This window comes from Pyxidicoccus xibeiensis (assembly GCF_024198175.1).
Taxonomy (GTDB): Bacteria; Myxococcota; Myxococcia; order Myxococcales; family Myxococcaceae; genus Myxococcus; species Myxococcus xibeiensis.
Genome location: NZ_JAJVKV010000021.1, coordinates 140,353 through 157,128, shown reverse-complemented (window position 1 = coordinate 157,128; position 16,776 = coordinate 140,353). Strand labels below are relative to the sequence as shown.

At 66.3% G+C, this 16,776-nt stretch carries 30 protein-coding genes; all 30 read left to right on the top strand.

Going from position 1 to position 16,776, the window contains the following annotated elements; translation table 11 throughout:
- Positions 1–383, top strand: a 383-nt coding sequence (locus tag LXT23_RS45655) for an EF-Tu C-terminal domain-related protein (protein ID WP_456107036.1), incomplete at its 5' end; no start/stop codon positions are given.
- Positions 384–583: 200 nt separating this feature from the next.
- Positions 584–892 (top strand): 30S ribosomal protein S10, encoded by a 309-nt coding sequence (gene rpsJ, locus LXT23_RS45650; RefSeq protein ID WP_002633608.1) that lies wholly within the window; start codon positions 584–586, stop codon positions 890–892.
- Between the two features lie 53 nt (positions 893–945).
- The gene (gene rplD / locus LXT23_RS45645; protein WP_253986813.1) at positions 946–1,569 is read left to right on the top strand and encodes a 50S ribosomal protein L4; all 624 of its coding nucleotides are present in this window, start codon (positions 946–948) and stop codon (positions 1,567–1,569) included.
- Positions 1,566–1,859 carry a 50S ribosomal protein L23 gene (locus tag LXT23_RS45640; protein WP_169349368.1) on the top strand — a complete coding sequence of 98 codons (294 nt, stop codon included), beginning with the start codon at positions 1,566–1,568 and terminating at the stop codon, positions 1,857–1,859. The genes rplD and LXT23_RS45640 overlap by 4 nt, the downstream gene beginning before the upstream one ends.
- A 37-nt stretch (positions 1,860–1,896) precedes the next feature.
- Positions 1,897–2,742: a 50S ribosomal protein L2 gene (rplB, locus tag LXT23_RS45635; protein WP_253986812.1), complete on the top strand. Its 846-nt coding sequence runs from the start codon at positions 1,897–1,899 to the stop codon at positions 2,740–2,742.
- 15 nt (positions 2,743–2,757) lie between these two features.
- Positions 2,758–3,045 (top strand): 30S ribosomal protein S19, encoded by a 288-nt coding sequence (gene rpsS / locus LXT23_RS45630; protein ID WP_002633604.1) that lies wholly within the window; start codon positions 2,758–2,760, stop codon positions 3,043–3,045.
- 35 nt (positions 3,046–3,080) lie between these two features.
- Positions 3,081–3,425: a 50S ribosomal protein L22 gene (gene rplV, locus LXT23_RS45625; RefSeq protein ID WP_253986811.1), complete on the top strand. Its 345-nt coding sequence runs from the start codon at positions 3,081–3,083 to the stop codon at positions 3,423–3,425.
- A 42-nt stretch (positions 3,426–3,467) separates the two neighbouring features.
- On the top strand, positions 3,468–4,130 hold the full coding sequence (gene rpsC, locus LXT23_RS45620; protein WP_002633602.1) for a 30S ribosomal protein S3: 663 nt from the start codon (positions 3,468–3,470) through the stop codon (positions 4,128–4,130).
- A gap of 66 nt (positions 4,131–4,196) precedes the next feature.
- Positions 4,197–4,616, top strand: a complete 420-nt coding sequence (gene rplP / locus LXT23_RS45615) for a 50S ribosomal protein L16 (RefSeq protein ID WP_163989320.1) — start codon at positions 4,197–4,199, stop codon at positions 4,614–4,616.
- A 51-nt stretch (positions 4,617–4,667) separates the two neighbouring features.
- On the top strand, positions 4,668–4,886 hold the full coding sequence (rpmC, locus tag LXT23_RS45610; RefSeq protein WP_253986810.1) for a 50S ribosomal protein L29: 219 nt from the start codon (positions 4,668–4,670) through the stop codon (positions 4,884–4,886).
- An 84-nt stretch (positions 4,887–4,970) separates the two neighbouring features.
- Positions 4,971–5,297 (top strand): 30S ribosomal protein S17, encoded by a 327-nt coding sequence (rpsQ, locus tag LXT23_RS45605; RefSeq protein ID WP_253986809.1) that lies wholly within the window; start codon positions 4,971–4,973, stop codon positions 5,295–5,297.
- A gap of 67 nt (positions 5,298–5,364) precedes the next feature.
- A complete protein-coding gene (gene rplN / locus LXT23_RS45600) occupies positions 5,365–5,733 on the top strand; it encodes a 50S ribosomal protein L14 (RefSeq protein WP_002633598.1) in 369 nt (122 codons plus the stop codon).
- A gap of 43 nt (positions 5,734–5,776) precedes the next feature.
- Positions 5,777–6,112, top strand: coding sequence for a 50S ribosomal protein L24 (rplX, locus tag LXT23_RS45595; protein ID WP_253986808.1), 336 nt, complete (start codon positions 5,777–5,779; stop codon positions 6,110–6,112).
- Positions 6,113–6,292: 180 nt separating this feature from the next.
- Complete coding sequence (gene rplE / locus LXT23_RS45590; RefSeq protein ID WP_456107035.1) at positions 6,293–6,946, top strand: 50S ribosomal protein L5; 654 nt, start codon at positions 6,293–6,295, stop codon at positions 6,944–6,946.
- A gap of 26 nt (positions 6,947–6,972) precedes the next feature.
- Positions 6,973–7,158, top strand: a complete 186-nt coding sequence (locus LXT23_RS45585) for a type Z 30S ribosomal protein S14 (protein WP_253986807.1) — start codon at positions 6,973–6,975, stop codon at positions 7,156–7,158.
- Between the two features lie 195 nt (positions 7,159–7,353).
- Positions 7,354–7,752, top strand: a complete 399-nt coding sequence (rpsH, locus tag LXT23_RS45580; protein WP_253986806.1) for a 30S ribosomal protein S8 — start codon at positions 7,354–7,356, stop codon at positions 7,750–7,752.
- A 64-nt stretch (positions 7,753–7,816) separates the two neighbouring features.
- Entirely contained in the window at positions 7,817–8,383 is a 567-nt protein-coding gene (gene rplF / locus LXT23_RS45575; RefSeq protein ID WP_253986805.1) for a 50S ribosomal protein L6, read from the top strand.
- A 108-nt stretch (positions 8,384–8,491) separates the two neighbouring features.
- On the top strand, positions 8,492–8,848 hold the full coding sequence (rplR, locus tag LXT23_RS45570; protein WP_253986804.1) for a 50S ribosomal protein L18: 357 nt from the start codon (positions 8,492–8,494) through the stop codon (positions 8,846–8,848).
- A gap of 22 nt (positions 8,849–8,870) precedes the next feature.
- Positions 8,871–9,392: a 30S ribosomal protein S5 gene (gene rpsE / locus LXT23_RS45565; RefSeq protein ID WP_253986803.1), complete on the top strand. Its 522-nt coding sequence runs from the start codon at positions 8,871–8,873 to the stop codon at positions 9,390–9,392.
- Positions 9,393–9,395: 3 nt separating this feature from the next.
- On the top strand, positions 9,396–9,665 hold the full coding sequence (gene rpmD / locus LXT23_RS45560) for a 50S ribosomal protein L30 (protein ID WP_253986802.1): 270 nt from the start codon (positions 9,396–9,398) through the stop codon (positions 9,663–9,665).
- Between the two features lie 20 nt (positions 9,666–9,685).
- The gene (rplO, locus tag LXT23_RS45555) at positions 9,686–10,213 is read left to right on the top strand and encodes a 50S ribosomal protein L15 (RefSeq protein WP_253986801.1); all 528 of its coding nucleotides are present in this window, start codon (positions 9,686–9,688) and stop codon (positions 10,211–10,213) included.
- Between the two features lie 134 nt (positions 10,214–10,347).
- Entirely contained in the window at positions 10,348–11,694 is a 1,347-nt protein-coding gene (gene secY, locus LXT23_RS45550; protein WP_253986800.1) for a preprotein translocase subunit SecY, read from the top strand.
- 163 nt (positions 11,695–11,857) lie between these two features.
- Positions 11,858–12,505 (top strand): adenylate kinase, encoded by a 648-nt coding sequence (locus LXT23_RS45545; protein ID WP_253986799.1) that lies wholly within the window; start codon positions 11,858–11,860, stop codon positions 12,503–12,505.
- Positions 12,506–12,601: 96 nt separating this feature from the next.
- Complete coding sequence (map, locus tag LXT23_RS45540) at positions 12,602–13,357, top strand: type I methionyl aminopeptidase (RefSeq protein WP_253986798.1); 756 nt, start codon at positions 12,602–12,604, stop codon at positions 13,355–13,357.
- A 152-nt stretch (positions 13,358–13,509) separates the two neighbouring features.
- Positions 13,510–13,728, top strand: a complete 219-nt coding sequence (gene infA / locus LXT23_RS45535) for a translation initiation factor IF-1 (protein WP_002614803.1) — start codon at positions 13,510–13,512, stop codon at positions 13,726–13,728.
- 73 nt (positions 13,729–13,801) lie between these two features.
- A complete protein-coding gene (gene rpmJ / locus LXT23_RS45530; protein ID WP_002633586.1) occupies positions 13,802–13,918 on the top strand; it encodes a 50S ribosomal protein L36 in 117 nt (38 codons plus the stop codon).
- Positions 13,919–13,973: 55 nt separating this feature from the next.
- Positions 13,974–14,357, top strand: a complete 384-nt coding sequence (rpsM, locus tag LXT23_RS45525; protein ID WP_011553358.1) for a 30S ribosomal protein S13 — start codon at positions 13,974–13,976, stop codon at positions 14,355–14,357.
- Between the two features lie 62 nt (positions 14,358–14,419).
- Positions 14,420–14,863: a 30S ribosomal protein S11 gene (gene rpsK, locus LXT23_RS45520; RefSeq protein WP_163989290.1), complete on the top strand. Its 444-nt coding sequence runs from the start codon at positions 14,420–14,422 to the stop codon at positions 14,861–14,863.
- Between the two features lie 68 nt (positions 14,864–14,931).
- The gene (gene rpsD / locus LXT23_RS45515; RefSeq protein ID WP_253986797.1) at positions 14,932–15,558 is read left to right on the top strand and encodes a 30S ribosomal protein S4; all 627 of its coding nucleotides are present in this window, start codon (positions 14,932–14,934) and stop codon (positions 15,556–15,558) included.
- 167 nt (positions 15,559–15,725) lie between these two features.
- Positions 15,726–16,748 (top strand): DNA-directed RNA polymerase subunit alpha, encoded by a 1,023-nt coding sequence (locus LXT23_RS45510; protein WP_253986796.1) that lies wholly within the window; start codon positions 15,726–15,728, stop codon positions 16,746–16,748.
- Positions 16,749–16,776 lie beyond the last annotated feature (28 nt).

Genomic DNA, 16,776 nt, shown 5'->3' with positions numbered 1-16,776 from the left:
AGGGCATGGCGGGCGACAACATCGGCGCGCTGGTGCGTGGCCTGAAGCGTGAGGACCTGGAGCGCGGCCAGGTGCTGGCCAAGCCGGGCAGCATCACCCCGCACACCAAGTTCAAGGCGCAGATTTACGTGCTGTCGAAGGAAGAGGGCGGCCGTCACACCCCGTTCTTCAAGGGGTACCGTCCGCAGTTCTACTTCCGCACCACGGACGTGACGGGCACGGTGAAGCTGCCGGACAACGTCGAGATGGTGATGCCGGGCGACAACATCGCCATCGAGGTGGAGCTCATCACCCCGGTGGCCATGGAGAAGGAGCTGCGCTTCGCCGTCCGTGAGGGCGGTCGTACCGTGGGCGCCGGCGTCGTGGCTGAGATCATCGAGTAGCAGTGCCCCTACCGGCTCCCTGGGGCCCCATCCTGGGGATTTTTCAGGGAGCCGGAGGAAATCCAGTTGCATCCCCCCGGCGCGGGATGGTAATCACCGCGCCCCTTCGTTCCGAAGAAACGGCTCTGTGAAATCCAGGGGACGTAAGTCGTAGCGCCGCCCGAGGCACAGGCAGGGTTCGTTCTAAGAGGTTCTTGCGAATGGCGACACAGAAGATCCGCATCCGGTTGAAGGCGTACGACTCGAAGCTCCTGGACCAGAGTGCCGGGGAGATCGTCGAGACGGCCAAGCGCACGGGCGCGAAGGTGGCTGGTCCGATCCCCCTGCCGACGCGCATCAACAAGTTCACGGTGCTGCGGTCGCCGCACGTGGACAAGAAGAGCCGCGAGCAGTTCGAGATCCGCACGCACAAGCGCCTGCTCGACATCCTCGAGCCCACGCAGCAGACGCTGGATGCGCTCATGAAGCTGGATCTGTCGGCCGGCGTTGACGTCGAGATCAAGTCCTAGGAAGCGGGTGGGCGTCCGAGTGGTTTCACTCCGACCCCCGCGAGGAAAGTGCCATGGCGAAGTTTGACGTTGTCGACCTTGACTTGAAGAAGGTGTCGGAGATCGAGCTCTCCGACGACGTGTTCGGCGCCGAGCCGAACACCCACCTCTTTTACGAGGTGGCGAAGATGCAGCAGATCAACCGGCGTCGCGGCACGGTGGGGGTGAAGAACACCTCGCTGGTCAGCGGCGGCGGCAAGAAGCCCTGGAAGCAGAAGGGCACCGGCCGCGCCCGTCAGGGCTCCATCCGCGCTTCCCACTGGGTGGGCGGCGGCAAGGCGATGGCTCCCAAGGCGCGCGACTACTTCTACCGCCCGCCCCGCAAGGTGCGCCGCGGTGCCCTCCGGGCCGCGCTGTCCCTCCGGGCCCAGGAGAAGACGCTCATCATCCTGAGCGGCTTCTCGCTGGACGCGCCGAAGAGCAAGCAGGCCTTCGAGGTCCTCACCAAGCGCCTGAAGCTGCAGAACGCGCTGGTGATTGACGACAAGGGCAACACCAACCTGCACCGCAGCGTGCGGAACCTGGCGAAGTTCGACGTGCTGCCGCCCGAGGGCCTGAACCTCGAGTCCGTCCTGCGGCACTCGCACATCGTCCTGACCTCCGCGGCGGCGAAGACCCTCGAGGGGGCGCTGTCATGAATCTCACCGACGTCATCAAGGGCCCGCTCATCACCGAGAAGCTGGACAAGGCCCGCGAGAAGTTCCGGCAGTACTCGTTCATCGTCGACCGCAAGGCCACCAAGCATGACGTGGCTCGCGCGGTGGAGACGCTCTTCAAGGTCACCGTCGAGGGCGTGCGTACCAACGTCGTCCGCGGCAAGGTCAAGCGGGTGGGCCGGAGCATCGGCAAGCGGCCCAACTTCAAGAAGGCGGTCGTGACCCTCAAGCAGGGCGATTCGATCGAGCTCTTCGAGGGAGGGGCGGCCTGACGCTACGGCGTCGAGCCTCCCTGACGAGGAACACACCATGGGCATCAAGAAGTACAAGCCGACAAGCGCCGCCCGCCGTCTGATGACGGTGTCCGACTTCGCGGACATCACCAAGGACTCGCCCGAGAAGGGTCTGACCGAGCCGCTGAAGCGCTCGGGCGGCCGCAACGTTCACGGGCACATCACCCGCCGGCACCAGGGTGGTGGTCACAAGCGCCGCTACCGCGTCATCGACTTCAAGCGTCGGGACAAGGATGGCGTGCCTGCCAAGGTCGCGGCCGTCGAGTACGACCCGAACCGCACCGCCAACATCGCGCTGCTGCACTACGCGGACGGCGAGAAGCGCTACATCCTCGCTCCGGTGGGTCTGAGCGTGGGTGACACCGTGTTCGCCGGCGAGACGGCGGACATCCGGCCTGGCAACAGCCTGCCGCTGCAGAACATCCCGGTGGGTACGGTCATCCACAACGTGGAGCTGAAGCCGGGCCGTGGCGCCCAGGTCATCCGCTCCGCCGGCACGTCCGGCCAGCTGATGGCGAAGGAGGGCCGCTACGCGCAGGTGCGCATGCCCTCCGGCACCGTCCGCATGGTCCTCATCGAGTGCCGCGCCACCGTGGGCCAGGTCGGCAACATCGAGCACGAGATCATCCGCGTCGGCAAGGCGGGTAAGAGCCGCTGGCTGGGCATCCGTCCCACCGTCCGCGGTCTGGCGATGAACCCCGTCGACCACCCGCACGGCGGTGGCGAGGGCAAGTCCGGTCAGGGTAACCCGCACCCGGTGTCGCCGTGGGGCAAGAAGACCAAGGGCCTCACCACGCGCACCAACAAGCGTACTGACAAGTTCATCGTGAGCGGCCGGCGCCAGGGCGCCCGCAGCCAGTAAGAGGATTCCCAAGTCATGGCTCGTTCGATCAAGAAGGGTCCGTTCGTCGACGACTTCCTCGTCAAGAAGATCGAGGACATGATCAAGACGAACAAGAAGGCGGTCGTGAAGACGTGGTCGCGTCGTTCCACGATCCTGCCGGAGTTCGTCGGTCACACCTTCGCGGTGCACAACGGGAAGAAGTTCATCCCGGTGTTCGTCACGGAGAACATGGTGGGCCACAAGCTCGGCGAGTTCGCCCCGACGCGTACGTTCGGCGGTCACTCGGCGGAGAAGAAGGTCGCCAAGGCCCCGGGCAAGTAGCCTGGCGGTTTGCCTGAGAGCCTGAGGAGAGCACCATGGAGTCGACTGCACATCTGCGTTTCCTGCGCATGAGCCCCCGCAAGATTTCCACCGTTGCGGCGCTCATCCGGGGCAAGCCTGTCGAGGCTGCCCTCAACATTCTGAAGTTCACCAAGCGCGCCGCGGCCAAGCCGGTGGAGAAGCTCATCAAGAGCGCCGTGGCCAACGCGACGGACAAGTCCAAGGGGCAGGTCGACGTGGACACGCTCTACGTGAAGACCATCTCCGTGGACCAGGGGCCCACCCAGCGCCGCTTCATGCCTCGCGCCATGGGCCGGGCGACCCCCATCAAGAAGAAGACCGCCCACATCCATCTGGTGCTGGCCGAGGCGAAGAAGTAAGGACCCGTCGGGCCCCGCCCGGACGCTTCAAGGAGATTCACGTTGGGACAGAAAGTTCATCCGATCGGGTTCCGGCTCGGCGTCATCAAGACCTGGGACTCCAAGTGGTTCGAGCACAAGAACTACGCGCAGTGGCTTCATGAGGACATCCGCATCCGCGAGTTCGTGAAGAAGTCGCTGAACCACGCGGGCGTGTCCAAGGTGGAGATCGAGCGCGCGGCCAACAAGGTCAAGGTCAACGTCCACACCGCGCGGCCGGGCATCGTCATCGGCAAGCGTGGCGCGGGCATCGAGACGGTGAAGAAGGACCTGCAGCAGTTCACCAAGAACGAGGTCTTCCTGAACATCGTCGAGGTCCGCAAGGCCGAGACGGACGCGCAGCTGGTGGCCGAGAACATCGCCACCCAGCTCGAGCGCCGCATCGCGTTCCGCCGCGCCATGAAGAAGGCCCTGCAGACGGCGATGAAGTTCGGCGCCAAGGGCATCCGCGTGGCATGCTCGGGCCGCCTCGGTGGCGCGGAGATGGCGCGCTACGAGTGGTACCGCGAGGGCCGCGTGCCCCTGCACACCCTGCGTGCGGACATCGACTACGGCTTCGCCGAGGCCAAGACGACCTACGGCAAGATTGGCTGCAAGGTCTGGGTCTGCAAGGGCGAGGTCCTCCCGGGCAAGGGTGGCCAGGCCCCCATGCCCTCCAACCGGTAATCAGCCCACCCGCGCCGGGGGCTCCCGAGAGGGACTTCCGGCACAGGGCGGCCAAGGACAGCGACGATGCTTCAGCCTGCTCGTACCAAGTACCGAAAGATGCACAAGGGCCGCACGCCTGGCGCGGCTCACCGTGGCAGCGACATGACCTACGGTGAGTACGGTCTGGTGAGCCTGCAGCCGGGGTGGATCACCTCCCGGCAGATCGAGGCGGCCCGTATCGCGATGACCCGCCACGTGAAGCGCGGCGGCAAGATCTGGATTCGTATCTTCCCGGACAAGCCCATCACCAAGAAGCCGGCCGAGACCCGAATGGGTACCGGCAAGGGCGGCGTGGAGTACTACGTCGCGGTGGTGAAGCCCGGGCGCATCCTCTACGAGATGGAGGGGATGACGCGCGAGGTGGCCACCGGGGCGCTGAAGCTGGCGCAGGCGAAGCTGCCGGTGCTCACGAAGATTGTGACCCGCGCGGACCTGAGCCTCTAGTAGGCACCGAGCGGCGGGGGCCGGCCCTCACGGGAAGGCTCCCGCGCGCATGTGGAGACTGAAATGGCGACTGCGAAGGAACTGAAGGAACTGTCCGCGGAGGACCTGAAGCGGCGTGCGGCGGAGCTGCGCGAGACGCTGTTCCAGGACCAGCTGAAGCGGCGCACCGGCTCGCTGGACAACCCGGCCGAGCGTACCCAGCACCGTCGCGACCTGGCTCGCGTCCTGACCGTCCTGACCCAGAAGGTCTCGGCGGCCAAGCAGGGCTGAAGAAACCAATCCCCGAGCGTGCTCCCGCCAGGCGTGGGCACGTGAGGCCATCCGGGCCGTGAAGGCCCGGGTGCATGAGAGACAGTGAGACCGAAGATGGCTGAAGCGACCGAGACGTCCGCTCCCGAGACCTCTACCCGTGGCCGTCCCAAGACGCGCGTGGGTATCGTCACCTCGAACAAGATGCAGAAGACGGTTGTCGTGACCGTCCAGCGCCGTGCTCCGCACCCGAAGTACGGGAAGATCATGAGCCTGCGCGAGAAGTACAAGGCGCACGTGGAGGACCACGACTACCCCAAGAAGATCACCATCAACGAGGGTGATCGGGTCCGGATCGCCGAGACCAAGCCTGCCTCGAAGGACAAGCGGTGGCGGGTGGTCGAGGTGCTGGAGAAGAGCAAGAACGTCTAGCACGCACGCCTCTCCCGCGCGGCCGTGAGGCGGCGCGGGGTGGTCACCGGCGACAGGAGATTCCCAGATGATTCAGATGACGAGCGTGCTCGACGTTGCCGACAACTCGGGCGCGAAGAAGGTGTTCTGCATCAAGGTGCTCGGCGGTTCGAAGCGCAAGTACGCGTCCATCGGCGATGTCATCGTCGTGTCCGTGCGCGAGGCGCTGCCCAACTCGAAGGTGAAGAAGGGTGACGTGGCCAAGGCCGTCATCGTCCGCACCAAGCGCGAGGTGGGTCGCCCCGACGGCAGCTACATCAAGTTCGATGGCAACTCCGCGGTCCTCATCAACAAGGACATGGAGCCCATTGGTACGCGCATCTTCGGGCCGGTGGCCCGTGAGCTCCGCGCCCGTAAGTTCATGAAGATCATCTCGCTGGCGCCCGAGGTCCTCTGAGAGGACGGCAGGCCGGACGGCGAGCAGCCAGAGAGAGGAAGCCATGCAGAAGCTGAAGGTAGGAGATACGGTCCAGGTCATGGCCGGGGCCGAGGCCTCCGAGAAGACCACGGCGACCAAGCGCGGCAAGGTGCTGAAGATTGATCGCGACGCCGAGCGCGTCACGGTCGAGGGCCTGCGCCTGGTGAAGCGGCACATGAAGAAGACGCCGCAGAGCCCGGAGGGTGGCATCGTCGAGAAGCCCGGCACCATCGCCCTGGCCAATGTGCAGGTGGTGTGCGCCAAGTGCGACAAGCCGACGCGCGTCGGCTTCCGTACCGAGGGTGAAGAGGGCAAGAAGAAGCGGTTCTGCAAGAGCTGCGACGCGCTGATTGACTAGGTGTCCGCGTTGGTGCATGTATGCGCGCCCTTTGCCCACCCGGGTGGAGGGGCAGGCGGGCGTGCAGGCACTGAGGGCCCGGGGAGCATCCGGGACCTTCGCGGTGTTTCCAGATTCCATATGAAGGACTGATCGGGCGCGCTGGGTCCACGACGGCGCCCCGAAGCAGAGGACAGGACAATGGCTGACGAGAAGAAGGCCGATCAGAAGGAAAAGAAGGCGAAGCGCGGCAAGAAGGAAGAGGCCAAGAAGGTTGGCTTCGCGGCGAACATCGAGGAGGGCCTCGAGTCCAAGCCGGCGCGCATGAAGCTCCGCTTCTTCAAGGAGGGCGTCCCCGCCCTGATGAAGGAGCTGAGCCTCAAGAACCCGATGCAGGTTCCCCGCCTGGAGAAGATCGTCGTCAACATGGGTCTGGGCGAGGCGCTCGCCAACAACAAGATCCTGGAGTCGGCGGTCGACCAGCTCGCGGCGATCACCGGCCAGAAGCCCATCGTCACCCGCGCCCGCAAGTCCATCGCCAACTTCAAGCTGCGTCAGGGCCAGGCCATCGGCGCCGCCGTCACGCTGCGCGGCGAGCGCATGTACGAGTTCATGGACCGCCTCATCACCGTGGCGCTGCCGCGCGTGCGTGACTTCAAGGGCGTGTCCCCGAAGGCGTTCGACGGGAAGGGCAACTACACGCTCGGCGTGCGCGAGCAGATCATCTTCCCTGAGATCAACTACGACCAGATCGAGAAGGTGAAGGGGCTCAACATCAGCTTCGTCACCACCGCGGCGAACGACGAGCAGGGGTTGGCGCTGATGCGTCACTTCGGCATGCCGTTCCGCCAGTAAGCCTCGAGCCAAGGACTCCACGACACATGGCCAAGCTCTCCAAGATTGCCCAGGCAAAGCGCAAGCCGAAGTTCGCCGTGCGCCAGTACAACCGCTGCCCGCTGTGCGGCCGGCCGCGCGCCTTCCTGCGCAAGTTCAAGATGTGCCGCATCTGCCTCCGTCACCGCGCGCTGCGCGGTGAGATCACCGGCGTGACCAAGTCGTCCTGGTAGCCGGAAGGGCAGGGCGCCTGGCAGGCCCGTGAGGGCAGGCAGGGCGCCCTGGGCGTGCTCCCGGAAGGAAGCACGCGCTCGAAGTTCCGCTGTACGAAGTGGCAGCCGCTGCGAACCCCCGGGATGGGCCCGGCAGGCGGAGCGGTTGCGAACGCGGGGCACCCTGACGGGGCCCTGCCTCTGAGAAGGTATCCCATGCCGGTCAATGACCCCGTCGGCGACATGCTGACCCGCCTGCGCAACGCCTCCCGCGCGCGGCACGACAAGGTCGTCATTCCCCACTCGAAGCTCAAGCTCGAGATCATCAAGGTCCTCAAGGACGAGGGCTACATCGGCGAGTACTCCGTCGAGGAGCTCCAGCCGCAGAACAACATCGTCGTCGGGCTGAAGTACGGCCCGGACCGTGCCCCCGCCATCACCGGCATCCGCCGCGTGTCGAAGCCCGGTCTGCGCCGCTATGTCGCGGTGCGCGAGATTCCGCAGGTTCTCGGCGGCCTGGGCGTCTCCATCCTCTCCACCTCGCGCGGCATCATGGTGGACTCCGAGGCTCGCAAGCAGAAGGTCGGCGGCGAGCTGCTCTGCACCGTCTACTAGCCAGCCGCCCAGGAGTGGCGCCCCGCGAGGGTGCGCCCCCCGGGCAGACAGGACCGAGGCAACCATGAGTCGGATTGGAAAACTGGCGATCAAGCTCGGCGACAAGACGAAGGCCGTCGTCGCCGGCCAGCAGGTGAACTTCGAGGGCCCCAAGGGCAAGCTGTCGGTGAAGCTTCCCGCCAAGGTCAAGGTGGAGGTCAAGGACGGCCAGGTGAACGTGCTGCGCGAGGATGACTCCCGCGAGGCGCGCAGCCTGCACGGCCTGACCCGCACCATCCTCGCGAACGCCGCCAAGGGCGTGTCCACGGGCTTCGAGAAGAAGCTGGACATCCGTGGCGTCGGTTTCCGCGCCGAGGTGAAGGGCAAGGCCATCCACTTCTCGCTGGGCTACTCGCACCCGGTGGTCTTCAACCTCCCCGAGGGTGTGACGGCCGAGGTCGACAAGGCGCCCCGTACCGAGGACAGCCTTCCCACGGTGGGTCTGACGCTCCGCTCCGCGGACAAGGAAGTGCTGGGCGCCACGGCGGTGAACATCCGCTCGCTGCGTCCGCCCGAGCCCTACAAGGGCAAGGGCATCAAGTACTCCGAGGAGCGCATCCGCCGCAAGGAGGGCAAGACCGGTACGACCTAGTCGTCCCGGCTGTCCTGAGTGTTCCAAAATTCGCCGGGCCCTCGGGGCCTGGCGGCATCATCCGGTGGCGGAAGGCCGCATCGCCGCCGGACGGAAAAGGAAGCAGCCATGCCTACGAAGATCGATCAGCGCCTCAAGAGGAAGAACCGCATCCGCAAGAAGCTGTCCGGGACGACCGAACGGCCGCGGCTCACGGTCTACAAGAGCCTCAAGCACATCTACGCCCAGGTGGTGGACGACTCCACGGGCCGCACGCTCGCGTACGCTTCGTCGCTGTCCAAGGACCTGAAGGGTCAGGACGAGGGCGACAAGAAGGCGGATGCGAAGCGGGTGGGCACCCTGATTGCGCAGAAGTGCAAGGCCGCCAACGTCGAGGCGGTGGTGTTCGACCGCAACGGCTTCCCCTATCACGGGCGCATCGCCGCCGTGGCCGACGCCGCGCGCGAGGCCGGGCTGAAGTTCTAAGAATTCGAAAGGAATCCCCCAAGTGGCAACTCCGATCAATCCGAACGATCTGGACCTCACCGACCGCGTGGTGAACATCAACCGCGTGGCCAAGGTCGTGAAGGGCGGCCGTCGTTTCTCGTTCGCCGCCCTGGTGGTGGTGGGGGACGGCGCCGGACACGTGGGCGTCGGCCTGGGCAAGGCCAACGAGGTCCCCGAGGCCATCCGCAAGGGTGGCGAGAACGCGAAGAAGAACCTGTTCCGGGTGCCCCTGATGGGTCACACCATCCCGCATGAGGTGCTCGGGCACTTCGGCGCCGGGTGGGTGCTCCTGAAGCCGGCCAGCCAGGGTACGGGCGTCATCGCCGGCGGCGCGGTTCGCGCGGTGCTGGAGGCGGCGGGCATCCGCAACATCCTGACCAAGAGCCAGGGGTCGCGCAATCCGCACAACGTGCTGAAGGCGACGGTCGCGGGCCTGAAGATGCTGCGCAGCGCGGAGCAGGTGTCGCGCCTGCGTGGCAAGGACGTCGAAGCGGCCAAGCTGGCCGGCGAGCAGAGGGGCTAGTCCATGGCGCTCAAGGTGAAGCTGGTCAAGAGCTTTTCGGGTGCGTCCGGCGAGATGCTGGACACCATCCGCGGGCTGGGCCTGAAGAAGTTTGGTGAGGAGCGGCTCCTGAAGGACACGCCGGCGGTGCGCGGCATGGTGTTCAAGGTGAAGCATCTGGTCACCCTGGAGACGGTTTCCGGCGAGGCTCCGGCGCCGAAGCGTCGCAAGCCGCGCAAGGTCGCTCTGAAGGAACGGGCGCGCGCGTACCAGGCCAAGCAGTCGAAGGCCTGAGTCACGAGAGGACTGAGACGATGAGCACTCTGAACAATCTGAAGCGTCCGTCGCGCTCGTGGCACCGCAAGAAGCGCGTGGGCCGCGGCCAGGGCAGCGGCCTGGGCAAGACGGCCGGCCGCGGTGGCAAGGGCCAGAAGGCTCGTTCCGGCAACATGCGGTTCGAGGGCTTCGAGGGCGGCCAGAGCCCCCTGCAGCGCCGGCTCCCGAAGTTCGGCTTCAACTCGCCCAACCGCACCATCTACGCGGTGGTGAACCTGGCCGACGTCGAGCAGCACTTCGACGCGGGCGCCACGGTGGACGAGGCGACGCTGAAGCAGGCGGGCCTGGTGAAGGGCCGTTACCACGGCGTGAAGCTGCTGGCGCAGGGCGGGCTGACGAAGAAGGTCACCATCCGCGTCCACAAGGCCTCCGAGGCGGCGAAGTCGGCCGTCCAGCAGGCGGGTGGCGCGGTGGAAGAGCTCCCGCTGATGGCCCACAAGCCGGAAGCGGCCGCCAAGGCGCACGCCGGCAAGGGCGTCAAGGCGCCCCGGCAGCCCAAGGCCTGAGCGTGTCCGGCGCGCATCACTTGATGGTGGTGCGCGCCATTTCGCTTGTGTAGGCTTCTGCGCCCCTTTCCCGTCCGTGGAACAGGGGCGTTTTGTCGTCCTGGCAGAACCCTCACGAAGAGGATGGCTACCCCGTGGCTCTGAACGCCTTCGCCAACGTCTTCCGTATCGCGGAGCTGCGCAGCCGTCTTGCGTACACGCTCCTGCTGCTCGCCGTCTATCGCATCGGCATCTTCATCAACACGCCCGGTGTGGACCGTGCGGCGATGAACGCGTTCATGGACGCCCAGAAGCAATCGGGCGGCCTCGTGTCGCTGTTCAACCTCTTCTCCGGCGGCGCGCTGGAGCAGATGTCCATCTTCGGTCTGGGCATCATGCCGTACGTCAGCGCCTCCATCATCATGCAGCTGCTGGCCGTGGTCGTGCCCAGCCTCGAGCGCCTCCAGAAGGAGGGCGCCGGCGGACGGCAGAAGATCAACCAGTACACGCGCTACGGCACCATCGTCCTGTCCGTCGTCCAGGGCATCGGCATCTCCCGGTGGCTGGCCTCGCTCGGCCGCTCCGACGGGGGCCAGAGCGGCTTCAACCAGGTGGTCGTCCCGGACGACAGCGCCTGGTTCACCTTCATGACGGTCATCAGCCTCACGGCCGGCACGGCCTTCATCATGTGGCTGGGTGAGCGCATCACCGAGCGCGGCATCGGCAACGGCATCTCGCTCATCATCTTCGCGGGCATCGTGGCCGGAGTGCTGCCGGGTGCCAAGACGCTGCTGGACCTGACCCGTCAGGAGGTCATCGCAGTGGCCGAGGTGCTGGCCCTGCTGGTGTTCATGCTCCTCATCATCGGCGCGGTGGTCTACGTGGAGCGGGGCATGCGGCGCATCCCCATCCAGTACGCCAAGCGGATGGCCGGGCGGCGGATGTTCGCGGGCCAGGCGACGTACTTCCCGATGAAGGTGAACACCTCGGGCGTGATTCCGCCCATCTTCGCCGGCGCGGTCCTGTCCTTCCCCGCGACGCTGGGCACCTGGTTCCCGTTCCTCCAGGACTTCCAGCGCGCCATCGAGGGCAACCTGTGGATCTACAACGGGCTGTTCGTCCTGATGGTCATCTTCTTCGCGTACTTCTACACGGCGCTGACGTTCCGGCCGGATGACGTGGCGGACAACATCAAGAAGCAGGGTGGCTACATCCCCGGCATCCGCCCGGGCCGCCAGACGGCGGAGTACATCGAGCGCGTGCTCAACCGGCTCACGTTCGGCGGCGCCATCTACCTGGCCGTCATCTGCGTGATTCCGTCCATCATCAGCGGCCTGCTGGGGGTGAACTTCACCTTCGGCGGCACGGCGCTGCTGATTGTCGTGGGCGTGGCGCTGGACACGGTGCAGCAGATCGAGGGCCACCTCATCAGCCGCAACTACGAGGGCTTCGCCGGTCCGCGCGGCCCGCGCATCCGCGGCCGGGTGCGCGTGGCGGCCTGAGTCACCGCTCGTATCATCCGGGCGCCTCTCCCCGTCGCGGGGAGGGGCGCCTCGTCGTTCCAGGGTAATGTCGTTCTGGGGTTATTCGGTGGTGCACACGGGGGGCGCTCGGAGGTTTGTGTCCGATGACCTCTGTGCCTTCCTTCGGAGCTGAGAGGAGCACATGAACCTGATCCTGTTGGGGCCGCCGAACGCGGGGAAGGGCACGCAGGCGAAGAAGCTGTATGCGGACTTCCAGATCCCGCAGATCTCCACCGGTGACATCCTCCGCAAGGCGGTCGCGGATGGAACGGAGCTGGGGAAGGTCGCGGGTCCGCTGATGGCCTCGGGCCAGTACGTGCCCGACGAGGTTGTCATCGGCATCGTCGAGGAGCGCCTGAAGCAGCCGGACGTGGCCAAGGGCTTCGTGCTGGATGGCTTCCCCCGGACGCCCGGCCAGGCGGATGCGCTGGACAAGATGCTGGCGCGGCTGGGCAAGCAGCTCGACGCGGTCATCTCCCTGGAGGTGCCGCACGCGAAGCTGGTGGAGCGCGGCTCGGGCCGGCGCGTGTGCCCGACGGACGGCAGCGTGTACCACGTGTACCAGAGCCCCCCGAAGCGGGCGGGCTACTGCGACAAGTGCAACACGGGGCTCGTCCAGCGGCCGGACGACATGCCCGAGGTCATCGAGAGGCGCCTTCAGAAGTACGACGCCGAAACGGCGCCGCTGAAGGACTTCTACGCGAAGAAGGGCGTGCTCAAGAGCGTGGATGGCGTCGGCTCGCCCGAGGGCATCTACGAGGAAATCAAGGCCGCGGCCGGGAAGGGCTGAGCGGAACCCGGGCAGGCGGACGGGGAGGGGGCGCTTGCGGCGCTCCCTCCTGCTGGCCACCCCTTCTTCCGGGGCCCGGGTGGGCCCGGGACACCCATGGCCGTGGAACTCAAGAGCCGGGACGAGATTGCCCTGATGCGGCAGGCGGGGCGAATCGTCTGTGAGGTCCTGGACGCGCTCGAGGCGGCCGTGGCGCCGGGCGTCACGACCTGGGAGTTGGACGCCCTGGCCGCGAAGCTCACGGCCGAGAAGGGCGCGCGGCCGGCCTTCAAGGGGTATCTGGGCTTCCCCTGCGTGCTGTGCGCCTCCGTCAACGAGGAGGTGGTGCACGGCATCCCCAGCAAGCGGCGGAAACTGGCCGAAGGCGACCTGATGAAGCTCGACTTCGGGGTGGTGTACCGCGGGTGGTTCGGGGACGCGGCGAGGACGGTGCCGGTGGGGAAGGTGAGCGCCGAGGCCCGGGCGCTGCTGGAGGCCACGCGGGAGGCGCTTCACAAGGGCATCCAGGCCATGCGGCCGGGCAACCGGCTGGGGGATATCGGCCACGCGGTGCAGCATCACGTGGAGGCGCGGGGCTACTCGGTCGCCCGGGGCTTCACCGGCCATGGGATTGGCCGCAAGCTGCACGAGCAGCCCTCGGTGCCGAACCACGGGCAGCCAGGCTCGGGCATGAAGCTGAGGGCGGGGATGGTCCTGGCGGTGGAGCCCATGGTGAACCAGGGGAGCGACGAGGTGGCCATCCTCGAGGATGACTGGACGGCGGTGACGATGGACGGCAAGCTCTCCGCCCACTTCGAGCACACCGTCCTCATCACGGACCATGGCCCCGAGGTGCTCACCCGGAGGGCTTGAAGGCCGCCGTGACTGCGGGTGAAATAGCGTGTTGTTATGAGGGGTTGGTAGGAATCCAAGTTTTAGATCGCGCGGCGCTTGCCACTTGCGGACCAAAGTGCTATCCCGCCGCGCTTCCAAGAGGTTCGTGGTCCGGGAAGAGAGTCTGCCGCTTGCCGAAGGATGATTCCATCGAAGTCGAGGGGACCGTGATGGAGCCCCTCCCCAACGCGATGTTCCGCGTGGTGCTGGACAACGGCCACAAGGTGCTCGCGCACATTTCGGGCAAGATGAGGATGCACTTCATCCGCATCCTCCCGGGTGACAAGGTGAAGGTCGAGCTGTCTCCCTACGACCTGACGCGCGGACGGATCACGTACCGGGCGAAGTAGACCGGGCGCCCCGCCGGGGAATGGCGGGCTGCCCGATGGGCATTTCTTTAGCTGAGGAAGGAAGTTCGCTCCCATGAAGGTTCGGGCGTCCGTCAAGAAGATCTGCGACAAGTGCAAGGTCGTTCGTCGCAAGGGTATCGTGCGCGTCATCTGCGCTTCCAACCCGCGTCACAAGCAGCGCCAGGGCTAGCGGCCAGACGGCCGTTGGCTCCAGACCAACTCCACTCAAGTAAGGAAGATCGAAGATGGCTCGTATCGCCGGCATCGACCTGCCGCCCAACAAGCGGGCGGTGATCTCGCTCCAGTACATCTACGGGATCGGCAACAAGTCCGCCCAAGACATCATCGCCGCGGCGGGCATCGATCCCACCACGCGGACCAAGGACCTCACCGAGGAGCAGGCCCGCAAGATCCGCGAGATCATCGAGGCCAGCTACAAGGTGGAGGGTGACCTGCGTCGCGAGGTCACCATGAACATCAAGCGTCTGATGGACCTGGGCTGCTACCGCGGCCTCCGTCACCGCAAGGGCCTGCCGGTGCGTGGCCAGCGGACCCATACGAACGCGCGTACCCGCAAGGGTCCGAAGCGTGGCATCGTCCGGGCGAAGCCTGCCGCTCCGGCCCGGTAAACCGCAGCGCCGGCCCGTAAGGTGCCGGCGTCGATCACCTCCTCTCAGGAGCAGCAACGCACATGGCTGACGAGACCAATACTTCGGCTGCGGCGCCCGCGGGCGCCGAGGGTGCCGAAGCCCCTGCCGCGAAGAAGGCCAAGCGCAAGGGCAAGAAGAACATCCTCAATGGCGTGGTCCACATCCAGTCCACGTTCAACAACACCATCATCACGATCACGGACATCTCCGGGAACGTGATCTCCTGGTCGTCGGCCGGGGCGCGTGGCTTCAAGGGAAGTCGCAAGTCCACGCCGTTCGCGGCGCAGGTGGCCGCGGGTGATGCCGCGGCGAAGGCGATGGAGCACGGCCTGAAGAACGTGTCCGTGTTCGTGAAGGGCCCGGGCGCGGGCCGCGAGTCGGCGCTGCGCGCGCTGGCCGCCGCCGGTCTGAAGATCAACCTCATCCGCGACGTGACGCCCATCCCGCACAACGGGTGCCGTCAGCCCAAGCGCCGCCGCGTCTAACCTCTTCGTCCGGGCCGCCCTCCCGCCATGGTGTGGGGGCGGCTCCAGATCACCTCAAGGACCTGTCAATGGCTCGTTACACCGCCAGCGCCTGCCGCATCTGCCGGCGCGAAAACCTGAAGATGTACCTCAAGGGCGACCGTTGCTACACGGACAAGTGCGCCATCGAGCGCCGCCCCTATCCCCCGGGCCAGCACGGCCAGGGTCGCGTGAAGTTCTCCGGCTACGGCGTGCAGCTGCGCGAGAAGCAGAAGGTCAAGCGCATGTACGGCCTGCTGGAGAACCAGTTCCGCGGCTACTACCACCGCGCCTCCGCCGCCAAGGGCAAGACGGGTGAGAACCTCCTGCAGCAGCTGGAGCTCCGCCTGGACAACGTGGTGTTCCGCATGGGCTTCGCGGACACGCGCAACGAGGCGCGCCAGCTGGTCCGCCACGGTCACTTCCAGGTGAACGGCCGCAAGGTGAACATCCCCTCCTTCTCCGTGAAGCCGGGCAGCGCGGTGGAGGTGGTGGAGAAGAGCCGCAAGGTGCTCCGCATCTCCGAGGCGCTGGAGACGGTGGACCGCCGTGGCGTTCCGCAGTGGATCTCCCTGGACAAGAAGGCGTTCAAGGGCACCGTCACGACCCCGCCGAACCGCGAGGACCTGACCATGCCCATCCAGGAGCAGCTCATCGTGGAGCTCTACTCCAAGTAGCCTCCGCGCCGGCCCCACAGGGCTTGGACGTGGCAGTGGACGCCCTGGCCGACGAGGCCGGGGCGTCGTGCTTTATCGCAGTCGCAGTGGCAGTCCCCACGTGCCCATCCTCCCGCCAGCCTGGTGGGTAAGTCGGTGGTGGCGCATGTCACGAGGAGTCGTACACCATGGCTGATACGTTCGTTGCGAAGAACTGGCGTGACCTCATCAAGCCGCGCCGCATGGAAGTGGACCAGGACAGCCTGACGCCGACGTACGGCAAGTTCGTCGCCGAGCCGCTGGAGCGGGGCTTCGGGACGACGCTGGGCAACTCGCTGCGCCGGGTGCTCCTGTCCTCGCTGCAGGGCGCGGCCATCACCGCCGTGAAGATCGAGGGCGTGGACCACGAGTTCACGACCATCCCCGAGGTGTCCGAGGACGTCACGGACGTGGTGCTGAACCTGAAGGAAGTCCTCCTTCGGATGCACACCAACGAGACGAAGACGCTGCGCATCGAGGCGGAGGGTCCCAAGGAGGTCAAGGCCGGTGACATCATCACCGACCCGGACACGGAGATCCTCAACCCGGGCCACCACATCTGCACCATCTCCGAGGGCGGCAAGCTCCGCATGGAGCTGACGTGCCGCCGCGGCCGTGGCTACACGCCGGCCAACTCCAACAAGGTGGCGGGTGCGCCCATCGGCACCATCCCCATCGACTCGCTGTTCTCGCCCATCCGCAAGGTGAACTACCAGGTCACCAACGCGCGCGTCGGCCAGGTCACCGACTTCGACAAGCTGTCGCTCGAGGTGTGGACGGACGGCTCGGTGTCGCCCCAGGACGCGGTGGCGTACGCGGCGAAGATCATCAAGGAGCAGCTCACCGTCTTCGTGAACTTCGACGAGACGGAGGAGCCCGTCGTCGCCGAGGCGCCGAAGGAAGAGGCGAAGCTCAACGAGAACCTGTTCCGCTCGGTGGACGAGCTGGAGCTGTCGGTCCGTTCCGCCAACTGCCTGCAGCAGGCGAACATCAAGAGCATCGGCGACCTGGTGCAGCGCACCGAGGCCGAGATGCTCAAGACGAAGAACTTCGGCCGCAAGTCCCTGAAGGAGATCAAGGAGATCCTCGCGGAGATGGGCCTGTCGCTGGGCATGAAGCTGGAGAACTGGCCGCCGAAGCAGGCGCCCGCGCCCGCGCAGCCGAAGGCGTAGCTGTCGTTTCGCAGTACCTCCCCACGCG